12 protein-coding genes are annotated in these 20,547 nt (G+C 73.3%); 8 read left to right on the top strand and 4 right to left on the bottom strand.

The features are described 5' to 3' along the window. Nucleotides 1–566 precede the first annotated feature (566 nt). The 4 genes from ACFCY1_RS20235 to ACFCY1_RS20250 all read left to right on the top strand — a co-directional run bounded on the left by ACFCY1_RS20235 (nt 567) and on the right by ACFCY1_RS20250 (nt 11,924). Complete coding sequence (locus ACFCY1_RS20235; protein WP_375875443.1) at nt 567–8,561, top strand: hypothetical protein; 7,995 nt, start codon at nt 567–569, stop codon at nt 8,559–8,561. Between the two features lie 163 nt (nt 8,562–8,724). Further along, nucleotides 8,725–9,276 (top strand): YciI family protein, encoded by a 552-nt coding sequence (locus ACFCY1_RS20240; RefSeq protein ID WP_375875444.1) that lies wholly within the window; start codon nt 8,725–8,727, stop codon nt 9,274–9,276. Nucleotides 9,277–9,395: 119 nt separating this feature from the next. After that, a complete protein-coding gene (locus ACFCY1_RS20245; RefSeq protein WP_375875445.1) occupies nt 9,396–10,376 on the top strand; it encodes a GlxA family transcriptional regulator in 981 nt (326 codons plus the stop codon). 144 nt (nt 10,377–10,520) lie between these two features. After that, on the top strand, nt 10,521–11,924 hold the full coding sequence (locus tag ACFCY1_RS20250) for a DJ-1/PfpI family protein (RefSeq protein WP_375875446.1): 1,404 nt from the start codon (nt 10,521–10,523) through the stop codon (nt 11,922–11,924). 52 nt (nt 11,925–11,976) lie between these two features. On the opposite strand, the gene ACFCY1_RS20255 is transcribed toward ACFCY1_RS20250, so the two are convergent. Continuing rightward, nucleotides 11,977–12,408: a hypothetical protein gene (locus ACFCY1_RS20255; protein ID WP_049656746.1), complete on the bottom strand. Its 432-nt coding sequence runs from the start codon at nt 12,406–12,408 to the stop codon at nt 11,977–11,979. 298 nt (nt 12,409–12,706) lie between these two features. Here ACFCY1_RS20255 and ACFCY1_RS20260 point away from each other — a divergent pair, with 298 nt between their 5' ends. Genes ACFCY1_RS20260 through ACFCY1_RS20270 form a run of 3 tightly spaced genes read left to right on the top strand, consistent with a single transcriptional unit; the run spans nt 12,707 to nt 15,717 of the window. Continuing rightward, complete coding sequence (locus ACFCY1_RS20260; protein ID WP_049656759.1) at nt 12,707–13,381, top strand: HEAT repeat domain-containing protein; 675 nt, start codon at nt 12,707–12,709, stop codon at nt 13,379–13,381. A 3-nt stretch (nt 13,382–13,384) separates the two neighbouring features. Next, nucleotides 13,385–14,425 (top strand): HEAT repeat domain-containing protein, encoded by a 1,041-nt coding sequence (locus ACFCY1_RS20265; protein WP_375875447.1) that lies wholly within the window; start codon nt 13,385–13,387, stop codon nt 14,423–14,425. A 50-nt stretch (nt 14,426–14,475) separates the two neighbouring features. Beyond that, nucleotides 14,476–15,717, top strand: coding sequence for an MFS transporter (locus ACFCY1_RS20270; RefSeq protein ID WP_375875448.1), 1,242 nt, complete (start codon nt 14,476–14,478; stop codon nt 15,715–15,717). Nucleotides 15,718–15,754: 37 nt separating this feature from the next. Here ACFCY1_RS20270 and ACFCY1_RS20275 read toward each other — a convergent pair whose 3' ends face one another. Both ACFCY1_RS20275 and ACFCY1_RS20280 read right to left on the bottom strand, forming a co-directional pair. After that, nucleotides 15,755–16,597, bottom strand: a complete 843-nt coding sequence (locus tag ACFCY1_RS20275; protein WP_375875449.1) for a hypothetical protein — start codon at nt 16,595–16,597, stop codon at nt 15,755–15,757. Between the two features lie 146 nt (nt 16,598–16,743). Continuing rightward, nucleotides 16,744–17,286: a hypothetical protein gene (locus tag ACFCY1_RS20280; RefSeq protein WP_053112534.1), complete on the bottom strand. Its 543-nt coding sequence runs from the start codon at nt 17,284–17,286 to the stop codon at nt 16,744–16,746. Nucleotides 17,287–17,464: 178 nt separating this feature from the next. On the opposite strand from ACFCY1_RS20280, the gene ACFCY1_RS20285 reads away from it, so the two are divergent. Beyond that, the gene (locus ACFCY1_RS20285; RefSeq protein WP_375875450.1) at nt 17,465–19,513 is read left to right on the top strand and encodes a BTAD domain-containing putative transcriptional regulator; all 2,049 of its coding nucleotides are present in this window, start codon (nt 17,465–17,467) and stop codon (nt 19,511–19,513) included. Here the strand turns inward: ACFCY1_RS20285 and ACFCY1_RS20290 are convergent. Next, entirely contained in the window at nt 19,510–20,496 is a 987-nt protein-coding gene (locus ACFCY1_RS20290) for a LuxR C-terminal-related transcriptional regulator (RefSeq protein ID WP_375875451.1), read from the bottom strand. The two genes, ACFCY1_RS20285 and ACFCY1_RS20290, sit on opposite strands and share 4 nt — an antisense overlap. Nucleotides 20,497–20,547: the final 51 nt, after the last annotated feature.

Below are 20,547 nucleotides of genomic sequence, written 5' to 3' on the forward strand. Positions count from 1 at the left end.
CTCGTCTGCCCTTCGTGGTCCGGACTCCTCCTGGCGTCGGGACCGGTGGCGGCGTCAGCCACGGGCGCCCGTACGGCCCGTGGTCCGGCCGTACGGGACCCGGCGATCAGGCTGTGGCCTCCGGACCGGTTCCCTCCGGGTCCCGATGCTCCAGGCTCGCCGTCTACGCCCGATCAACGGCCGATCACCGGCCCTACCCACGACCTTCACCCGGGCCTCACAGCCCGCCCGCCACCTGGGCGGCCTCCCCGACGCATCCGGGTGAACCGTGGCGCCGCCCGGACACGTTAATGCCGTTTATCGGATTTTCGGCACGCATACTACGCCCGTACGGTCACTGTCCGTATCGGGTCAACAACACCCCGCATCCGCTCCACGGTCCCCGTGCCCGTCACCACCGCCATCCACCCCGCGCCGTCCAGCTCACCGCCGTCCAACCCACCGCTGTGCAGCCCACCGCGTGACACCGGACCGCTCGACCGAAGGGAATCGTCATGAGGCGCTGTCCAGCCACCAGCGGACACGAGCGAAGTCGACGCGGCCGCCGACACGGAGGCCGACCCGGGATGGACACGCTCCGCGACCGCCTCGTCGGGGCCGTGCTCACCCTCCTCCTCGCGTTCGCCACGGCCTCCGGCTCCTTCGCCGCCCCCGCCGTCGCACACGCGCCCAGCCGTGACCCCCGCACCCCCGCCACCGGCACGACGACCGCCCCCGCCGACCAGCGGAACGGCCGCCACGACGTCCGCCAGCAGCCCGTGACCCTGGCGAAGACCGGCACCGACACCACCACCGGCAGCACCACCCAGGCCGCCCAGGGCGACACCGTCCGCTGGGTCGTCTCCGCGACCAACCCCGACGGCGCACCGGTCAGCACCACCGTCACCGACGCCATCCAGGGCGGCCCCGGCAGCACACCGCAGACCCAGTCCTACGTCCCCGGCTCGCTGCAGGTGCCCCCCGGCTTCACCAAGCAGTGGTCCACCGACGGCGGCACGACCTTCTCCGGCACCGACCAGGGCGCCGCCACCAACGTCGTCCAGGCCACCAACCCGACGCTCTCCTCCCCGGCGACCGGCCAAGTGGTCCAGATCCCGCCGCCGTTCACCCCGATCAACACCGCCACCGGCGGCGACGGCTTCACCCCCATCCGCTACACCGCCACGATCAACGGCGTCCCCACCCCCGAGATCTGGAACATCTACCACCACGGCTTCTCCAACACGGCCAGCGTGGTCTGCACCGACCTGCTCACCAACGGCCCCTGCCCGACCCCGACCGGAGCCCCCGCCACCTGGCCCCAGGCGCTGAACTCCTCCGCCGCCGACACGACCACCGGCGACATCGGCAGCACCCGCACCCCGACCTACGTGCAGATCGGCTCCCGGCTGTACTACGCCGCGATCAGCCGGGTCACGCAAGCACTCATCGGCGTCGGCTGCATCGACCTCCAGGCCCAGACCAGCTGCGGCCTCACCCCGCTCCAGACCGGCACCGGCCTGGTCATCGGAGGCGTCGTCCAGGCGCCCAACCAGCTGATCTACGCGGTCTCCGGCACCGGCGAGATCCTCTGCTACGACCCCGTCGGCAACTCCTCCTGCGGCACCTTCACCATCGGCCTGCCGCCCAACGAGGGCCAGGTCGCCTTCAGCGGCGACTACGCCGGCATCATGCGGGTCATCAACGGCAAGATCTACGTCACCGACAACCAACTGGCCCCGCTGCCCACGGTGATGTCCTGCTTCGACCCGTCGACGAACGCCGCGTGCACCGGCTGGGCCACCCCCAAGACCGTCGTCACCCCGACCGGCACCGAAGCCGCCCGCGCCGACAACGTCTTCGAGATGTACGACACCGCCGGCACCGTCACCGGCGTCTGCACGGCGGTCGGCGGCGTCGAACTGGCCGTCACCCCGCCCGTCGGCACCGTCGTCTGCTTCGACTTCGCCGGCAACCCCATCGCCGCGCCCCCCGGCCTGCAGACCCTCCTCAGCACCAACGTCGCCCCCGGCGAATCCAACTTCCAGGTGCCGCTGACCATCACCGCCCCCAACGGACACCTCGAAACCGAGTTCCCGTTCTGGATCTACCTCAGCATCTCCCCCACCTCCAACAGCTCCGAGTTCTGCTACGACTGGAACACCCAGGCCCCCTGCGCCCAGTACGGCACCAACGGCGTCGTCAACGGCCCGCCCAACGTCAACGGCGGCGACACCAGACCGTACGGCTTCGCCTACGACGGCCAGTGCAAGTACAGCCTCGGCGACACCGGCTACCTGTTCTCCATCGACCCGATCACCGGCGCCTCCCCCTGCCTGAAGACCAAGGCCCAGGGCAGCCTCAACCCCTCCGCGTACTACTGCGACGGGGCCACCGGGCACGTGAGGTCGTACGGAACGGTCAGCCTCCTCGGCCTCGACCCCACCACCGTCGACTTCACCCAGTCCTCGGTGACCGTCCTGGCCTCCGACGGCACCACCATCGGCACCTTCCCGTTCAACCCCACCACCGAGACGGCGGACATCTCGTCCGTCCCGACCAGCGACTCACCGATCCAGGTGATCGCCAACCTCACCCTCGTCAACGGGTCGTCCTTCACCCCCGGCAACCACCCGCAGATGCAGGTGACCTTCGTCGGCGACGCGCCGCAGATCTGCTTCGAGACCACCGTCTCCACCGACTGCTCCGTCACCGCCGTCTCCAACCAGGCCTCCGCCGTCACCAACGGCCAGCCGCCCGTCACCTCCAACACCGTCACCCTCCAGGTCACCCCGGGCGCCGAGTGCGCGCCGAAGCTGGAGATCCTCAAGGAGGTCTGCACCTCCACCAACGCCGCCGACTGCGGGCCCGGCGGCCCCGGGCCATGGGCCAAGACCACCACCCTCGCCCCCGGCGGGACGGCCTACTGGCGGATCACCGCGACCAACACCGGCCTGGTCAACATCACCGGCATCACCCTGGACGACACCGTCACACCGTCCTGCGTGACAGCCGCCGGGACGTTCGACCTGGCAGCGGGCGCCTCCCATCAGATCTTCTGCAACCTGCCGGGCGTCACCCAGTCGACGACGAACACGGTGACCGCCTCCTTCCCCGGCCCCGGCGGCACACCGGTCAGGACGGGCCCGTCCGAGGCGAGCGCCGTCGTCCCCTCGCTGGCCATCAACAAGGAGGTCTGCACCTCGGCCAACGCCGCCGACTGCGGCGCCGGGGGACCGGGCCCGTGGGCCAAGACCACCACCGTGGCGCCTAACGGGACGGCCTACTGGCGGATCACCGTCACCAACACCGGCACGGTCAACGTCACCGGCATCACGCTGAACGACACCGTGACGCCCTCGTGCGTGACGGCCGCGGGGACGTTCGACCTGGCGGCGGGCGCGTCCCAGCAGGTGTTCTGCAACCTACCGGGCGTCACCCAGTCCACCACCAACACGGTGACGGCCTCGTTCCCGGGGCCTGGTGGCACACCGATCACCACGCCGCCCTCCGAAGCGAGCGTCGACGTCCCGTCGCTGGCCATCAACAAGGAGGTCTGCACCTCCGCCAACGCCGCTGACTGCGGCACCGGGGGTCCGGGACCGTGGGCCAAGACCACCACCGTCGCGCCGAACGGCACCGCGTACTGGCGGGTCACGGTGACCAACAACGGCCCGGTCAACATCACCGGCATCACCCTCGCCGACGCGATCACACCGGCCTGCGTCACAGCCGCGGGGACGTTCGACCTCGCGGCAGGGGCCTCCACACAGGTCTTCTGCAACCTCCCGGGCGTCACCCAGTCCACCACCAACACCGTGACGGCGTCCTTCCCCGGCCCTGGCGGAACACCGATCACCACACCGCCGTCCGAGGCGAGCGTCGACGTCCCGTCGCTGGCCATCAACAAGGAGGTCTGCACCTCGACCAACGCCGCCGACTGCGGCGAGGGCGGCGCGGGACCGTGGGCCAAGACCACCACCGTCGCGCCGAACGGCACCGCGTACTGGCGGATCACCGTCACCAACAACGGCCCGGTCAACATCACCGGCATCACCCTCGCCGACGCGATCACACCGGCCTGCGTCACAGCCGCCGGCACCTTCGACCTCGCGGCAGGCGCCTCCACACAGGTCTTCTGCAACCTGACAGGCGTCACCCAGTCCACCACCAACACCGTCACGGCGTCCTTCCCCGGCCCTGGTGGCACCCCGATCACCACGCCCCCGTCCGAAGCGAGCGTCGACGTCCCGTCCCTGGCCATCAACAAGGAGGTCTGCACCTCCGCCAACGCCGCCGACTGCGGCGCCGGAGGCGCAGGCCCGTGGGCCAAGACGACCACCGTCGCGCCGAACGGCACCGCCTACTGGCGGATCACCGTCACCAACAACGGCCCCGTCAACATCACCGGCATCACCCTCGCCGACTCAGTGACGCCCTCGTGCGTGACGGCCGCGGGGACGTTCGACCTCGCCGCAGGCGCCTCCACACAGGTCTTCTGCAACCTGACCGGCGTCACCCAATCCACCACCAACACCGTCACCGCTTCCTTCCCCGGTCCCGGCGGAACACCCATCACCACACCGCCCTCCGAAGCCAGTGCCGACGTCCCCTCCCTGGCCATCAACAAGGAGGTCTGCACCAGCACCAACCCGGCCGACTGCGGTGACGGCGGCGCGGGCCCGTGGGCCAAGACCACCACCGTCGCGCCGAACGGCACCGCCTACTGGCGGATCACCGTCACCAACAACGGGCCCGTCAACATCACCGGCATCACCCTCACCGACGCCATCACACCGGCCTGCGTCACGGCCGCCGGATCGTTCGACCTGGCGGCAGGCGCCTCCCATCAGGTGTTCTGCAACCTGCCGGGTGTCACGCAGTCAACGACGAACACCGTCACGGCGTCCTTCCCCGGCCCCGGCGGAACACCCATCACCACACCCCCGTCCGAGGCGAGCGTCGATGTTCCGTCCTTGGCCATCAACAAGGAGGTCTGCACCAGCACAAACCCGGCCGACTGCGGTGACGGCGGCCCCGGCCCCTGGGCGAAAACCACCACCGTCGCCCCGAACAGCACCGCCTACTGGCGCATCACCGTCACCAACAACGGCCCCGTCAACATCACCGGCATCACCCTCACCGACACCGTCACACCGGCCTGCGTCACAGCTGCTGGCATGTTCGACCTGGCGGCGGGCGCCTCCCATCAGGTGTTCTGCAACCTGCCGGACGTCACGCAGTCAACGACGAACACGGTGACGGCGTCCTTCCCCGGCCCCGGCGGCACACCGATCACCACACCGCCCTCCGAAGCGAGCGTCGACGTCCCCTCGCTGACGATCAACAAGGAGGTCTGCACCAGCACCAACCCGGCCGACTGCGGTGACGGCGGACCCGGCCCCTGGGCCAAGACCACCACCGTCGCGCCGAACGGCACCGCCTACTGGCGGATCACCGTCACCAACAACGGCCCGGTCAACCTGACCGGCATCACCCTCACCGACACCGTCACACCCTCGTGCGTGACGGCCGCCGGGTCGTTCGACTTGGCGGCAGGCGCCTCACAGCAGATCTTCTGCAACCTGACAGACATCACCAAGCTGACGACCAACACCGTCACCGCCTCCTTCCCCGGCCCCGGCGGAACACCCATCACCACACCGCCCTCCGAAGCCAGTGCCGACGTCCCGTCGCTGACGATCAACAAGGAGGTCTGCACCAGCACCAACCCGGCCGACTGCGGTGACGGCGGACCCGGCCCCTGGGCGAAGACCACCACCCTGGCGCCGAATGGGACGGCGTACTGGCGGATCACCGTCACCAACAACGGCATGGTGAACCTGACCGGCATCACCCTCACCGACGCCGTCACACCCTCGTGCGTCACGGCCGCCGGCACCTTCGACCTCGCCGCAGGCGCGTCACAGCAGATCTTCTGCAACCTGCCAGACATCACCAAGCTGACGACCAACACCGTCACCGCCTCCTTCCCCGGCCCCGGCGGAACACCCATCACCACGCCCCCGTCCGAGGCCAGTGCCGACGTTCCGTCCCTGGCCATCAACAAGGAGGTCTGCACCTCCGCAAACGCCGCCGACTGCGGTGACGGCGGCCCCGGCCCCTGGGCGAAGACCACCACCGTCGCCCCGAACGGCACCGCCTACTGGCGGATCACCGTCTCCAACAACGGCACGGTCAACCTGACCGGCATCACCCTCACCGACTCCGTCACACCGTCGTGCGTGACGGCCGCCGGCTCCTTTGACCTCGCCGCAGGCGCGTCCCATCAGGTGTTCTGCAACCTGCCAGACATCACCAAGCTGACGACGAACACGGTGACGGCCTCCTTCCCAGGGCCCGGTGGCACCCCGATCACCACACCGCCCTCCGAAGCGAGCGTCGACGTTCCGTCGCTGACGATCAACAAGGAGGTCTGCATCTCCGCGAACGCCGCTGACTGCAGTGGGGGCGGCGCGGGACCGTGGGCCAAGACCACCACTGTCGCGCCGAACGGCACCGCCTACTGGCGGATCACCGTCACCAACAACGGCACGGTCAACCTGACCGGCATCACCCTCACCGACACGGTCACACCATCGTGCGTCACAGCTGCTGGCACCTTCGACCTGGCGGCGGGCGCGTCCCATCAGGTGTTCTGCAACCTGCCGGACGTCACGCAGTCAACGACGAACACGGTGACGGCGTCCTTCCCCGGCCCCGGCGGCACACCGATCACCACACCGCCCTCCGAAGCGAGCGTCGACGTCCCCTCGTTGACGATCAACAAGGAGGTCTGCACCAGCACCAACCCGGCCGACTGCGGTGACGGCGGACCCGGCCCCTGGGCCAAGACCACCACCGTCGCGCCGAACGGCACCGCCTACTGGCGGATCACCGTCACCAACAACGGCACGGTCAACATCACCGGCATCACCCTCACCGACACCGTCACACCGGCTTGTGTCACGGCTGCCGGATCGTTCGACCTCGCGGCAGGTGCCTCCAAGCAGGTGTTCTGCAATCTGCCGGGCGTCACCAAGTTGACGACGAACACGGTGACAGCGTCCTTCCCTGGCCCTGGTGGCACCCCGATCACCACGCCGCCCTCCGAGGCGAGCGTTGACGTTCCGTCCTTGGCGATCAACAAGGAGGTCTGCACCTCGGCCAACGCCGCCGACTGCGGTGACGGCGGACCCGGCCCCTGGGCCAAAACCACCACCATCGCGCCGAACAGCACCGCCTACTGGCGCATCACCGTCACCAACAACGGCACGGTGAACCTGACCGGCATCACCCTCGCCGACTCCGTGACGCCGGCTTGTGTCACGGCTGCGGGGACATTCGATCTGGCGGCAGGTGCCTCCAAGCAGGTCTTCTGCAACCTGCCGGGCGTCACCAAGTTGACGACGAACACGGTGACAGCGTCCTTCCCTGGCCCCGGCGGCACCCCGATCACCACACCCCCGTCCGAGGCCAGTGCCGACGTCCCGTCCTTGGCTATCAACAAGGAGGTCTGCACCTCCGCAAACGCCGCTGACTGCGGTGACGGCGGCCCCGGCCCCTGGGCGAAGACCACCACCGTCGCCCCGAACGGCACCGCCTACTGGCGGATCACCGTCTCCAACAACGGCACGGTCAACCTGACCGGCATCACCCTCACCGACTCCGTCACACCCTCGTGCGTGACGGCTGCGGGGACATTCGACCTCGCGGCAGGTGCCTCCAAGCAGGTCTTCTGCAACCTGCCGGGCGTCACCCAGCCGACGACGAACACGGTCACGGCGTCCTTCCCCGGCCCCGGCGGCACCCCGATCACCACACCGCCCTCCGAGGCGCGCGTGGACGTGAGCGGCACCAACATCCCGTCGCTGAGCGTCGACAAGGAGGTCTGCCAGTCGGACAAGTCCGGCGACTGCGGTGAGGGCGGCGCCGGGCCGTGGGGCAAGGAGGTGACGCTGCACAAGGGTGGGGCGTCCGAGGAGCCGTGTGCGCCGGACAAGTGCCAGGCGTTCTGGCAGATCACGGTGACCAACACCGGCACGGTGGACCTGACCGGGATCACGCTGAACGACCGCCAGGAGGTGTCCTGCACGGTGGCGGCCGGGACGTTCGATCTGGCCGCGGGGCAGACGAAGAAGTTCTACTGCTCCAGCCTAATCAGTGAGGACACCGTCAACACGGTCACCGCCTCCTACGTGCCGCCGAACTCGCCGCCCGGGACCGAGCCGGTGACCACTCCGCCGTCCTCCGCGCTCGCCCGGTGCACGCCGCCGTGCGAGAAGGAGGAGTGCCACGAGCACAAGCCCGGCCATGAGAACGGCAACGGGAACGGCAGTGGCCACGGCAACGGGAACGGGAATGGGAACGGCAACGGCCAGGGGCCGGAGCACGGCAGCACCGGTCCCGGCGAGCACCCGCAGGGCGGGCACCAGCAGCACCACGAGGGTGGGCCGCTGCCGGACACCGGCTCGTCGGTCCGGCCCTACGCCGCGACCGGTGCGGCGCTGGCCGGTCTCGGTTCGGTGCTGGCCCTCCTGGTCCGGGCGCGCAGGCGCCGGGTGGGCGGGGTGAGCGAGTGAGCCTGACAAGGCCGGAACGGTCCTGACGGGCCGAGGGCGGTGGCCCGGGAGGAAGTCCTCCCGGGCCACCGCCCTTGTGCGGCCGTCACGGAGGCATGCGGTCGGAATCCGCCGTCGACGCGGGCCCTGGACCTGGCCGCCTCCTTCAGGGGACCCTACGGGCATGGAGTTCTTCTGCTACCACCGCGACCGGCCCGGCTCCGGGACGTTGCGCCGCGAACTGCTGGAACAGCACTGGTCGTACATGGACGGGTACGCGGAGGAGTTGATCGCCCGGGGCCCGACCCTCACCGAGGACCGCGACGCCCCCACCGGCAGCGTGCACATCATCGACCTGCCCGATGCCGCCGCGGCCCGGGCGTTCGCCTTCGCCGAGCCGGGTTACCAGGCGGGCGTCTACCGGGACGTGCTGCTGCGGCGGTGGAGTAACACGCTGGGGCGCACCATGTGGGACTTCCCCGGCGGCCGGACCGGCGGCAACCGGTACCTGGTGCTCGGCCTCGGCTCGGGGCCGGCCGTCGACCTCGCCGTGCCGGCCGACCGGGACGGGCTGATCGCCTACGGTCCGCTGCTGTCCGACGACGGCACCGCCTGGCTGGGCACGGCCGCGCTGCTCCGGGCGTCGGACCGGGATGCGGCGGGCGCCGTCCTGACCCGGGAGCGGTACGCCGACATCGAGGTGCACGACTGGCAGTTCGGCGGGCGGCCGTCCTGACCGGCCGGTGCTGAGGCCGGTGCGCCGGGCCGGCGTCCGCCGCGTCCAGTGCCAGATCCGTCCGCCGTCCGCCCCCGGGAGACCTCGTGCGGGCGGTCCTCGCGGCCTACCGTGGCGGGGTGAGCGAGGAGACGGACGGGTGTACCGGGCGGGTGCTGGTCCTGGTGCTGCCCGAGGTGAATCTGCTGGACCTCGGCGGTCCTGTGCAGGTGTTCGACGCCGCGGCGCAGCTCGGCGGCGGTTACCGGCTGGAGTACGTCGCCGAGGCGGACACTCTGCGGTCCGCCCAGGGCCTGCGGCTGGCGGGGCTGGCGCCGCTGGACGCGAGCCGGGCGGCAGCCGGTGACCTGGTGCTCGTGCCGGGCCCCCGGCTGACCGGATCCGACCGGCTGGTGGCGCCCGCCGTCGTGCGCTGGGTGCGTGAGGCCTACGACGCGGGTGCCCGGGTGGCGTCCGTGTGCAGCGGTGCGGTCGTCCTGGGGGAGGCGGGGCTGCTGGACGGCAGGGCGTGCACGACCCACTGGTCGCTCACCTCGGCGATGCGTGACCGGTACCCGCGGGCCCGGGTGCGTGAGACCGCGCTCTACGTGCACGACGGGCGGATCAGCACCAGTGCGGGCATCTCGTCGGGGATCGATCTCGCGTTGTCCCTGGTCGAGCGGGAGCGCGGCCCGGAGCTGGCCGGGCGGGTCGCGCGTGAGCTGGTGCTGTACCTGCGACGGGACGGGGACGCGGCACAGATCAGTCCGTTCCTGCGGCACCGCGACCACGTCCAGCCCGCGGTGCACCGGGTGCAGGACCATCTGGCGCAGCATCTGGACGCCGCCTTCACCCTGCGTGAACTCGCCGGCATCGCCGGGCTGTCCCCTCGCGGTCTGACGCGGGCCTTCACCGCGGCCGCCGGCCTCACCCCGTTCGCCTACCAGCGGCAACTGCGGCTTGAGCGGGCCCGTGCCCTGCTGTCCGGTACCGACCTGACGGTGGAGGCGGTCGCGCTCCGGTGCGGGTTCCGTGACGCCCGGCAGCTGCGCCGGGTGGTCGCCGACGCCTTCGGGGCCCCGCCCTCGCTGCTGCGGGCGCCACTGCGGCCGACCGCCTGACGGGCCCGGCCTCCTCGGCGCAGAGCCTCTTCTGCGACCGGTTCACCCTGATCTCCTCCGATTTCCCCTTTCCCGTTTCCACGAGGGCCGACGGCACCGTGCTGCCGGAACGTGCCCGGATTGTCGAGGTATGTCTTGTTCGCGATGAGTTCCGGGCCCCGCAGGGGGCACCGGGTGCTGCGCCGTACCGGCCGGGTACTGCTGGGCACGGGTCTGGCGGCCGCGTCCTTCGCGGGGATCGCCTTCGCGGGGGTGAGCGCGTCGATGGCGGACAGCTTCGCCGCCGCGCCCCGCGGATCCGATGCCAGGGAGTGGCCGACCGCCCGGCCGGTGCCGGTGGGCAGGATCACCGTGGCGGTCGCGGTCAGCAACGAGGGCTCCGTGGCCACCGACGTCCTCGCGCCCTACCAGGTGTTCGCCGAGTCGCCGACGATGTTCGTCTACACGGTGGCCGCCGAACGCCGTGTCTCCCCGCTGTCCGGCGGCGCCCATCTGCTGCCCGACCACACGCTGGCCGAGGTGGCGGGCGGCACTCTGCCGGAACCCGACGTGGTGGTCGTGCCCGCCGTGACCGACCCCGCCGGCGCGGGCGAGGAGCGCCTGCGCCAGTGGATCGTCGAACGCCACCGCAAGGGCGCCCGGATCCTCGGGGTGTGCGCGGGCTCCGAGCTGCTGGCCGCCTCCGGTCTGCTCGACGGCCGCGAGGCCACGTCGTTCTGGTCCAACATCGGCTCCCTGGAGCGCGGTTATCCGAAGGTCGACTGGCAGCGCGGGCGGCGCTACGTCGAGGACGGGCGGGTGACCACCACCGCGGGCGTCACCTCCGGCACCGTGGGCGCGCTGCGGCTGGTCGGGGAACTGGCCGGCGAGGCGGAGGCGAGCCGTATCGGCACCGGCCTGGCCTACCCCGGCTGGACACCGGACGGGCCGACCGCGATACCGGCCAACCACCTCGCCCTCGGCGACCTCCCGTACGCCCTCAACGCCGCGTTCCCGTGGCTGCGCCCCACCACGGCCATCGGCCTGGTCGACGGCGTCGAGGAGATCGACGCGGCCGCCGCCTTCGAGGGGTACGGCGGAGTCTCCTTCGCCACCCGGACGCTGGTGATCGGCGCCGGGGACACCGTCACCACCCGCCACGGCCTGGTCCTCGTCACCCGGCCCGCGACGGGAGGCGCCCACGGGGCGGACCGCTTCGTGGTGCCCGGCGTCAGGGACGCCTCCGGCCTCGACGGTGCGCTGGGCGACTGGGCCCTGCGCAACGGGCTCGCCGCCGAACTGCCCGGCGGAGGACGGCGGTCCGGGGAGTTCGGCTTCGATCCGGTCCTGCGGGACCTCGCCGAGCACGGCGACCGCCGGACGGCACTGACCACCGCGAAGTTCTCCGAGTACCCCTCGGCCCATCTGGAGCTGACCGGCGCGTCCTGGCCCTGGCGGTCCACTCTGCTGGCCGCGGCGGCGGTCGCCGTGAGCGTGGGGGTGGGGCTGGCACCGACGGCGGTCCGGCACACGGTTCGACGGCGGCGCCGCGCCGCACCGGGCCGCTGAGGGGGACCCGCCGGGGCCGGGGCGGCCCGTGGAGCGGCGGCCGTGCCGTCCGTCAGATCGGATCCGTCTTGATCGTTCCGACGCACAGGGCCCAGATGACGAGGGCGTCGATCGCGATCAGGACGATGGCCCACAGGGGGTAGTAGGGCAGCCAGAGGAAGTTGGCGATCATCCCCAGCCCTGCCACGACCAGACCGACGATGCGGGCCCAGGCGGCGCCGCTGAAGACCGCGACACCCGCCACGACGACGAAGACGCCGAGGATGAGGTGGATCCATCCCCAGCCCTCGGTGTTCATCGCGTACACGTAGCTGCGGGTGACGACGAGCAGGCTGTCGTGGGTGATGGCGGCGCTGCCCTGGAAGATCGCCATGAGGCCGGCGGTGATCAGCATGACCCCGGCGAAGATGGTCCACCCTGACGCGTAGGGGTACTGCTCGCGGCCCCGGGCGGTGGGGCCGACTCCGGACGTACTGCTGGCCATGACACGGTCTCCTTCGATCGCGGTCGCCTCGCGGACGGGGGACGGGGACGGGGACGGAGGGACGAGCAGCCGGGTGGAGGGGCTCCGGACGACCCGGAGCGGGGCACCCGCACCGGCAGAGCCCCACATTCACCGTAAGACCGGACCCTCCATCCCGCCGTCGGACGACCGGCCCGCCCCGACCGCTGCCCCGGGCGCCGCCTCTCCCGCACCCGGGCCGTCGCTGGCACCGCGCACGGAATCCGCTTGACCTTGACACCGTGACAAGCCCTTCACTGAGGCCCAGGAGGTGGTCCTGATGACCAGGCCGGAAGAGGACAGGGACACGATGCGGGCGGCGCTCCGCGGGCTGGAGCACGACGACCCGTCGGTGCGCCTGCGGGCGGCGCTGGCCGTCGGCACGAACCCGGACGCGGGGTTCGTCCGCCCGCTCGTCGGGCGGTGCGCGGTCGAGCCCGAGTTCTCCGTCCGCGAGATGCTCACCTGGGCGCTCACCCGCCACGAGGCGGCGGTGACCGTGCCGCTGCTGCTCGGCGAGGTCCGCGCGGAGCGGGCGCAGGCCCGGAGCCAGGCCCTGCACACGCTGTCCAAGATCGGGGACCGGCGGGCGTGGCCGGCGATCACGCCGGCGCTGCTGGCCGACGCCGACGAGGAGGTGGCCCGCAGCGCCTGGCGGGCCGCGGTCGTGCTCGTACCCGAGGACGGGGTGCCCGCGCTGGCCGTAGTGTTGGCGGCTCAGCTCGGGCGCGGCGGACGCGAGACGCGGCTGAGCCTCAGCCGGGCGCTGGTCGCGCTCGGGGAGGCGGTGCTGCCGACGCTGGGCGCCGCGACGACGGACCCCGACCCCGGGGTGCGCGCGCACGCGCTCGCCACCGAACGGCTGTGGCACGACCCGGACGCCGGGTTCGAGCTCGCCGTCGAGGAGGCGAAGCGCACGGCGGTCTTCGGCGAGGGCCGCCAGGAGGGACGGTAGGCAGTGTTGATCGGCGACGTCGCCCGGCGGTCGGGGGTCAGCGCCCGCATGCTCAGGCACTACGAGTCGCTCGGGCTGGTGCGTCCGACGGGGCGCACCGGCTCCGGTTACCGCCGGTACGCGGACGAGGACATCCGGCGGATCTTCCACATCGAGAGCCTGCGGTCGCTGGGCCTGTCGCTGCGCGACGTCGGTCGGGCCCTGGACGATCCCGGCTTCGCGCCCGCGGAGCTCGTCGAGGACCTCATCCTCCGGACCCGCGAGCGCATCGCGGCGGAGACGGAGCTGCTCACCCGGCTGCGGCGGATCGACGCCGCGGAGCCCGCCGGGTGGGAGGAGGTCCTCCGGGTCGTCGCGCTGCTCCAGGCCCTGGAGTCGAAGAGCCCGGGGGCGCGGCAGCGCGCCGCGCTGTCCGCGGGCGAGGACGCGGCGGTGCCGGTGGAGGCGCTGGTCGAGGCCGTGCTGGGCGAGTCGGACCCGATCGTCGCCGGGGCGCTCCGGTGGGCGCTGGCGCAGTCGGGCGGGGACGGGACGGCCCTGCTCGCGGAGGGGCTGGACTCGTCCGCGGCCGAGGTGCGCGAACGGGCCGTCCGGTCCCTCGCCGAGCTGCCGGACGGGACGGCGACCGCACTGCTGCGGGACGCCCTCGGGCACCCGGACGCCGTGGTCCGCAGGTACGCGGCCCTGGCGCTCGGGGCCCGCGGCGTGGCCGACGCGGTCCCGACGCTCATCGACATGATCGTCGGGGCGACGAACGACGCCGACGCGGCGGACGCGCTGGGCGCGCTGGCGAACGGCTCCGCTCCGGTGGGCAGTCCGGCACCGGTGAACGGGCCCGCGCTGGCGGACCGGATCGCCGCCGGGCTGGTCGACCGCCTCGCCCAGGAGGACATCGGCCCGGACGCGCGCCGGCGGCTGACCCAGGCGCTCGCGGACGTCCCGGGCGGTACGGCGTCCCGCGCCCTCGAAGCGCTCGCGCGGGACGAGGACCGTGCGGTCGCACTGACCGCGACGTACATTCTCAAGCTGCGCGACACGCGGTAGCCGCGCGGCGGTCGGGGGACGGTCGGGGGCGGGTTCGAGGTGGGGGTGGCATGACAGGGGCCGGGCGGTTCCGTCGGCAGCGGCGGCTGTTCCTCTCGGTGGCGATCGACACGTTCGGCTCCGGCGTCTTCCTGCCGCTGTCGCTGCTGTTCTTCGTCACCGTCCGGCACTTCCCGGCGGCCGCCGCGGGCACCGCCGTGACGGTCGGGTCGCTCGCGTCCTTCGCCGTCGTGCCGCTCTGCGGACGGGCCGTCCAGGCGGTGGGGCCCAAGTCCTGCCTGGTCGTCAGCAACGTCCTGACCGCGCTCGGGTACGGGCTGTTCTTCGCGGCCGGGAACCTGGTCACCGTGGCGGCCGCCACCTTCCTCGTGACGGCCTCCGACCGCCTCTACGGCGCCGCCTGGCCCACGCTGGTCGCACGGTTCGCGCAACCGGAGGAGCTCACCGAGTGGTTCTCCGCGGTCACCGTGCTCAAGACCACCTCCCTGGGCGTCGGCACCCTGGGGGCGACCGCCCTGATGGCGCTCGCCGGCGGGCACGGCCTGGAGGTCGCGCTCGCCCTGAACAGCGCGAGCTCCCTCCTCGCGGCCGCCCTCCTGCTGGGGGTGACCGTGCCGGCCGCCGATCGGCCCGGGCTCCGGGCGGCGAGGTCGAACACCCGGGCGGCGCTCGGCGACCGGCCGTTCCTGTCCCTGGTCGCGTCCCAGACGCTGCTCTCGGCGGCCTGGCTGATCCCGACCGTCGCCTTCCCCCTCTACCTGGTGGAGGGCCTCCACCAGGCCGCCTACTGGCCGACCGTCGTGGTCGCCGTGCGCTACGCCACCGCCACCACCCTGCAGATGCGGATCAGCCGGCTGCTGTCCGGCTGGAGCCGCTCGCGGGTCCTGGGCCTGTCGATCGGCGCGGCGGCCGGCGCCATCGCCCTCACCGCGACGGTCTCCACCGCCCCGCACGCTCTCCAGGGCCCGCTCGCCGTCCTCGTGGCGGTGGTGCTGGCGCTGGCCGAACTGGCCTCGAAGCCCACCGCGGCCGCGACGGCGGTCGCCATGGCGCCCAAGGGCGACGAGGGACCGTACATGTCCCTGTTCCAGCTGACCTGGACGGTGTCCTACGCGGTCGGACCGGCGGTCATCGGCCTGGGCCTGCAGAACCCCCCGCTGCTCTGGAGCGCGCTGGCCCTCTGCGTGGCGGCCAGCGCCCTGGCCCACCGCCTCCGCACGCCCTGGCGGTCCCGGCCGCGACCGCATGGGCCCTCAGTCCGTGGGCTGCGGGAGGAAGCCGAGGCCCCGTAGCCGACGCCCCGGACGCCCCGGACGCGCGGGCCGGGCGTCAGTGGCGTACCGGCGGCTGCTCGGCGGCGCCGTAGGCGCGCAGCTGGTACGGGAGCGCGGACGGGCGGCACCACTGGAGGTCGAGGCCGCAGGCGCCGAGGACGGCGCCGAAGGCGTGCCGCATCGCGTCCTGGACGGCGGTGCGGGCCCGTGCGGCCCGCTCGGCCGCGGGGGTGTCGCCGTCGGCGGCCGCGGACAGGCGGCGGGAGGGGTTCCAGCGGAGGTCGGCGACGCCGGTGGTGTCGTCGCCGTCGTCGACGGGCCGGCACGGGGCGAGGGTGATGCCGGGCGCGTGCAGCTGGTCGGCGACCGGCAGTCCGGCCAGTGCGGCGGTGCGGCGCACCGCGTCGACGACGTGCGCGCCGATGCCGAGGTCCTGCGGGCGGGACCCGGCCGGAGCGGCGGTGTCCCGGCCGGCGTCCTGTCCGGTGGCCGGGGCGGGGCCGCTGGTACGGCCGACCCTGGTCTCCCCGTCGAGCCGGCCGGCCTCGACCTCGATGCCGAAGGCCGGCAGGAACTCCGCCAGGGCGTTCTGCATGCTGCTGGTGACGACCCGGCCGGCGGCGGCGGCCGGCTGGTGGAACTCCTCCATGGCCGCCGCGGCGGCCAGCCGGGGGCCGGGCTCCCAGTGCAGGGCGATCAGGCCGGCGCAGTCGTCGGAGTCGTCGAACGGCCGGGCCGGGCGCAGCTGGACGCCGGGGCCGTGTCCGCCGTACCCGACGGGCAGGCCGGCCAGGAGGAGCGCCTCGGTGACGCGGTCGGCGAGCAGCGGGTCGATCCGGGGCCCGCCCCGGGAGGTGCGTTCCGCAGCCGTGTCCTGCCGTGCGGCAGCCGTGTTCACGCCGTCCTCCTCCGGGTCCCGGGCGGCGGCCGACCGCCTGCGCCCCGAGCGTACGGCGTACCCGGACGGACCGTCGGCGAATCCCGGAACCCGGCCACCGCGGCGCGCCCGCCAGGAGGGCGGGCGCACCGGCGGTGTGCGTCCGGTCAGTTCCAGGGGTTGGCCGGCTGGTCGTTGATGGCCGTCCAGAAACGGGTGTTGGTGGGGATGTTGCCGTAGGCCCAGAAGGTCCAGCCGCCGGTCTGCGACAGGTCGGTGCCGTAGTGGCCGTCGTGGAACTCGGCCTCGCGCCAGCCGGCGCCGAAACCGGCCTGGCAGACGCTGTCGGCCGCGGCCCGGCTGTTCAGGCGGGAGCCCTTGACCGGCTGGCTGAGGGCGACGGTGCCCTGCGCCCAGCCGTTGTAGAAGCCGAGGCTGATCCCGGACGGGGCCGGGCTGCCGTCGACGTTGAGGCAGAGCACGGGCAGCGAGACGGACGGCGCGGTGTCGCCGTTGTAGGCGTTGCTCGGGCTGCCGCCGGGGCCGCCGACCTGGACGGTGCCGTCGGGGCCGTTGGAGACGACGGACCAGGTCATCCCGAGGTGGGTGGCCGGCCCGGTGGTGGCGGAGGCCGGGGCGGCGGTGAGCGGGATCAGGGCGGCGGCGGCGACGGCGGTCGCGGTGGCGACGGCCTTCTTCAGACGGTTCATCGACTGCTCCTGGGTTCGGGGTCCTCACTGGGCGACCGGCTCGTTTCGGCCGGTGCACAAGAAACTTCTCAACCGAACGCACACAACTGGCATGATCTGATCATCAGTTCGTCACGACTCGCGCCCGTCCTCCACGGCGGCCGGTCCGGTCCGGCCCCGCGGGCCCCAGGGAGGGACGTTGGAGTTCAGGATCCTCGGCTCGCTGGAGGTGTGGACCGGCGACGGCCGGCGCATCCCCTCCGAAGGCTCCCGGCAGGAACGGCTGCTCGCCGCCCTGCTGCTCAACGCGGACTCCTCCGTACCGGTCGCCCGCCTGGTGGACACCGTCTGGGACGAGCGGCCGCCGGCCACCGCCACCCGCCAGGTCCGCAACCTCGCCGGGGTGCTGCGGCGCCGCTTCGCCGAGGCCGACCCGGACGCGCCGCCCGTCCTGCTCACCGACGGCCGCGGCTACCGCATCACGCTCACCGGCCACCGCCTGGACGCCCGCGACTTCACCGACCAGCTCGCCCTCGCCCGCGCCGAAGCCGCCGCCGGGCGGACCCCGGAGGCCGTCGACGGGCTCCGCTCCGCACTCGCCCTGTGGCGCGGACCGGCCCTCGACGGACTCGCCGTGGACGCGGACGCCCCGGGCGCCGTCGCCCTGGACGAACTGCGGCTGACCGCCTGGGAGGAGTGCCTCGACCTGGAACTCGCACTCGGCCGGCACCGAACGGCCGTCCCCGAACTCACCGCGCTGGTCGCCGACCACCCGCTGCGGGAACGGTTCACCGGACAGCTGATGCGCGCCCTGCACGGCTCCGGGCGCACCCCCGAGGGGCTCGCCGCCTACCGCCGGTTCGCGGAACGGCTGGCCGACGAACTCGGGCTCGACCCCGGGCCCGAGCTGCGGGCGCTGCACCTGGAGCTGCTGGCCACCGAACCGGTGCCCGCCGCCCCACCTCGGGCCGAGGAACCACCCGCGCCGGCGCCGCCCGCGCCGGCGCAGCCACAGTCGCCGCCCGCCCAACTCCCGCCCGCCCTGGCCACCTTCGTCGGACGCGACGCCGAACTGCGGGCCCTGGACGCGCTGCTCACCGACCCGGCGGACCAGGAGGCCGGGCCGGCCGCCGCCGCGTGCGCGGTCTGCGCCGTCTCCGGACCGGCCGGGGTCGGCAAGACCACCCTCGCCGTCGACTGGGCCCACCGGGTCCGCGACCGCTTCCCGGACGGCCAGCTCTACGCCGACCTGCACGGCTACTCCGTCGACGCGCCGCTCGCCCCGCGCACCGTCCTGGCCCGCTTCCTGCGCGCCCTCGGCGTGCCCGGCGACCGGATCCCCGCGGCGGCGGACGAGGCGGCCGCGCTCTACCGCTCCCGACTGGCCGACCGGCGGCTGCTCGTGATCCTCGACAACGCCCGCGACGCCGAGCAGGTCCGCCCGCTGCTGCCCGGCGCCCCGGGCTGCCGCACGGTGGTCACCAGCCGCACCCGGCTCGACGGACTGACCGTCCGCAACGGCGCCCGGCCGCTGGTGCTCGACGTCCTGCCCGCCCACCAGGCCCTCGAACTGCTGGCCCGCATGGTCGGCGAGCACCGCACCCGCGCCGAGCCGCGCGCCGCCGCCGAACTCGCCGACGCCTGCGGCCGACTGCCCCTCGCCCTGGCCGTCACCGCCAGCCGCCTGGCCGCCAGCCCGGACCGCAGCCTCACCGACCACGCCGCCGAACTCCTCGACACGGAGCACCGGTTGAGCGCCCTCCAGATCGAGGGCGACGACACCTCGGCGGTCCGCGCCGCCTTCGACCTCTCCTACCGCTCACTGCCCGGCGAGGCCCGCGACCTGCTCCGGCTGCTCGCCCTCGTCCCGGCCGTCGGCATCGGCGCCGACGCGGCCGCCGCCCTGGCCGGCGCCCCGCCCGCCGCCGTCCGGCCTGTCCTCGACCGGCTGGCCGCCGCCCACCTGCTCACCCCCGAGGACCGCGACCACTACCGGCTCAACGACCTCCTGCGCCTCTACGCCGCCGAACGCTGCTCCGTGGAGACCAGCGCCGCCGAACGCCGCGCCGCCCTGGTCCGCCTCGGCTCCTGGTACCTCCACCGCGGCCACTCCCCCGCCTTCCTCCCCACCCACCCCGCCACGGAGCACCCGGCCCACCCGGGCGGCCGCCACCTCGACGAGTGGGTCGAGGTGGACCGCCTGGCCGCCGCGGCCGCCGCCGCAGCCGACCCCCCGCCGGGCGGCTAGAGCCAGCCGCGGCGGGCGGTCTTGAGGCCGGCTTCGAAGCGGCTGGCCGCGTCGAGGCGTTCCATCAGGACGGCCATCTGGCGGCGGACGGTGCGTACCGAGACGCCGAGGCGTTTGGCCGCCGCGTCGTCCGTGAGGCCGGTGGACAGCAGGCGCAGGAGCTCGCGCTCGCCGGTGGTCAGGGTCAGCGGCGGCGCGCCGTCGGGGTCGTCGGTGATCGGGACGGCGGTCTCCCAGGTCTGTTCGAACAGGGCGACCAGGGAGGCGACGATGCCCGGCTCCCGGGTGCACAGGGCGCCGGCCCGGGTGTTCTCCGGGTCGATCGGCAGCACGGCGGTGCTGCGGTCGAAGACCAGCATCCGCGGCGGCAGCACCGGTGCGGTGCGCACCTCGCCGCCGAGGCCGGACATCCAGCGGGCGTAGTCGAGGGTCTCCGGGGCGTCGTGGATGCTCTCCTGGTAGACGGTGCGCAGGCTGACGCCGCGTCGCAGGGCGTCCTCGTCGAGCGGACGGGAGGCGGCCAGGCTGGCCGCGGACTGGGCGCCGCCGGGCATCACCGCCAGGACCTCGGTGGTCAGCCGGGCGGTCAGCACCTCCAGCTTGTCCTGGATGGCGTCGAGGCCGAGCAGCCGTTCGTGGTCGCCCACCGGGGTGTCGGTCCGCACCTTGGCGTACTCCCCCAGGGCGCGCGCGACGGCGGCCTTGGAGGCGGCCAACTCCTGCTGTCGACGAGCGAGTTCCTCTTCCTGGCGGCGCAGCAGGATCTCCAGTCCGCGCTCCGGGCTGACCGGCCGCAGGGTGCCGGGCCGCTCGCGGGAGGTCCGTAGCAGGGTGAGGTCGGCGAGCCGGTCGAGGGCCGCGCGCACGGCGGCCTCGGGGAGGCCGAGCCGGTCGCAGAGTTCCGCGACCCCGCCTTCCGGGTCGGCGAGCATTCCTCGGTAGACGGCTTCCGCGGTGGCGTCCAACCCCAGCAGTTCCAGCACTTCTCGACCCCTGATCCCCGTGGACGATTCCGTATGCCCGGTCGGCCCGGG

The sequence above is a fragment of the Kitasatospora sp. NPDC056273 genome (assembly GCF_042268845.1).
GTDB lineage: Bacteria > Actinomycetota > Actinomycetes > Streptomycetales > Streptomycetaceae > Kitasatospora.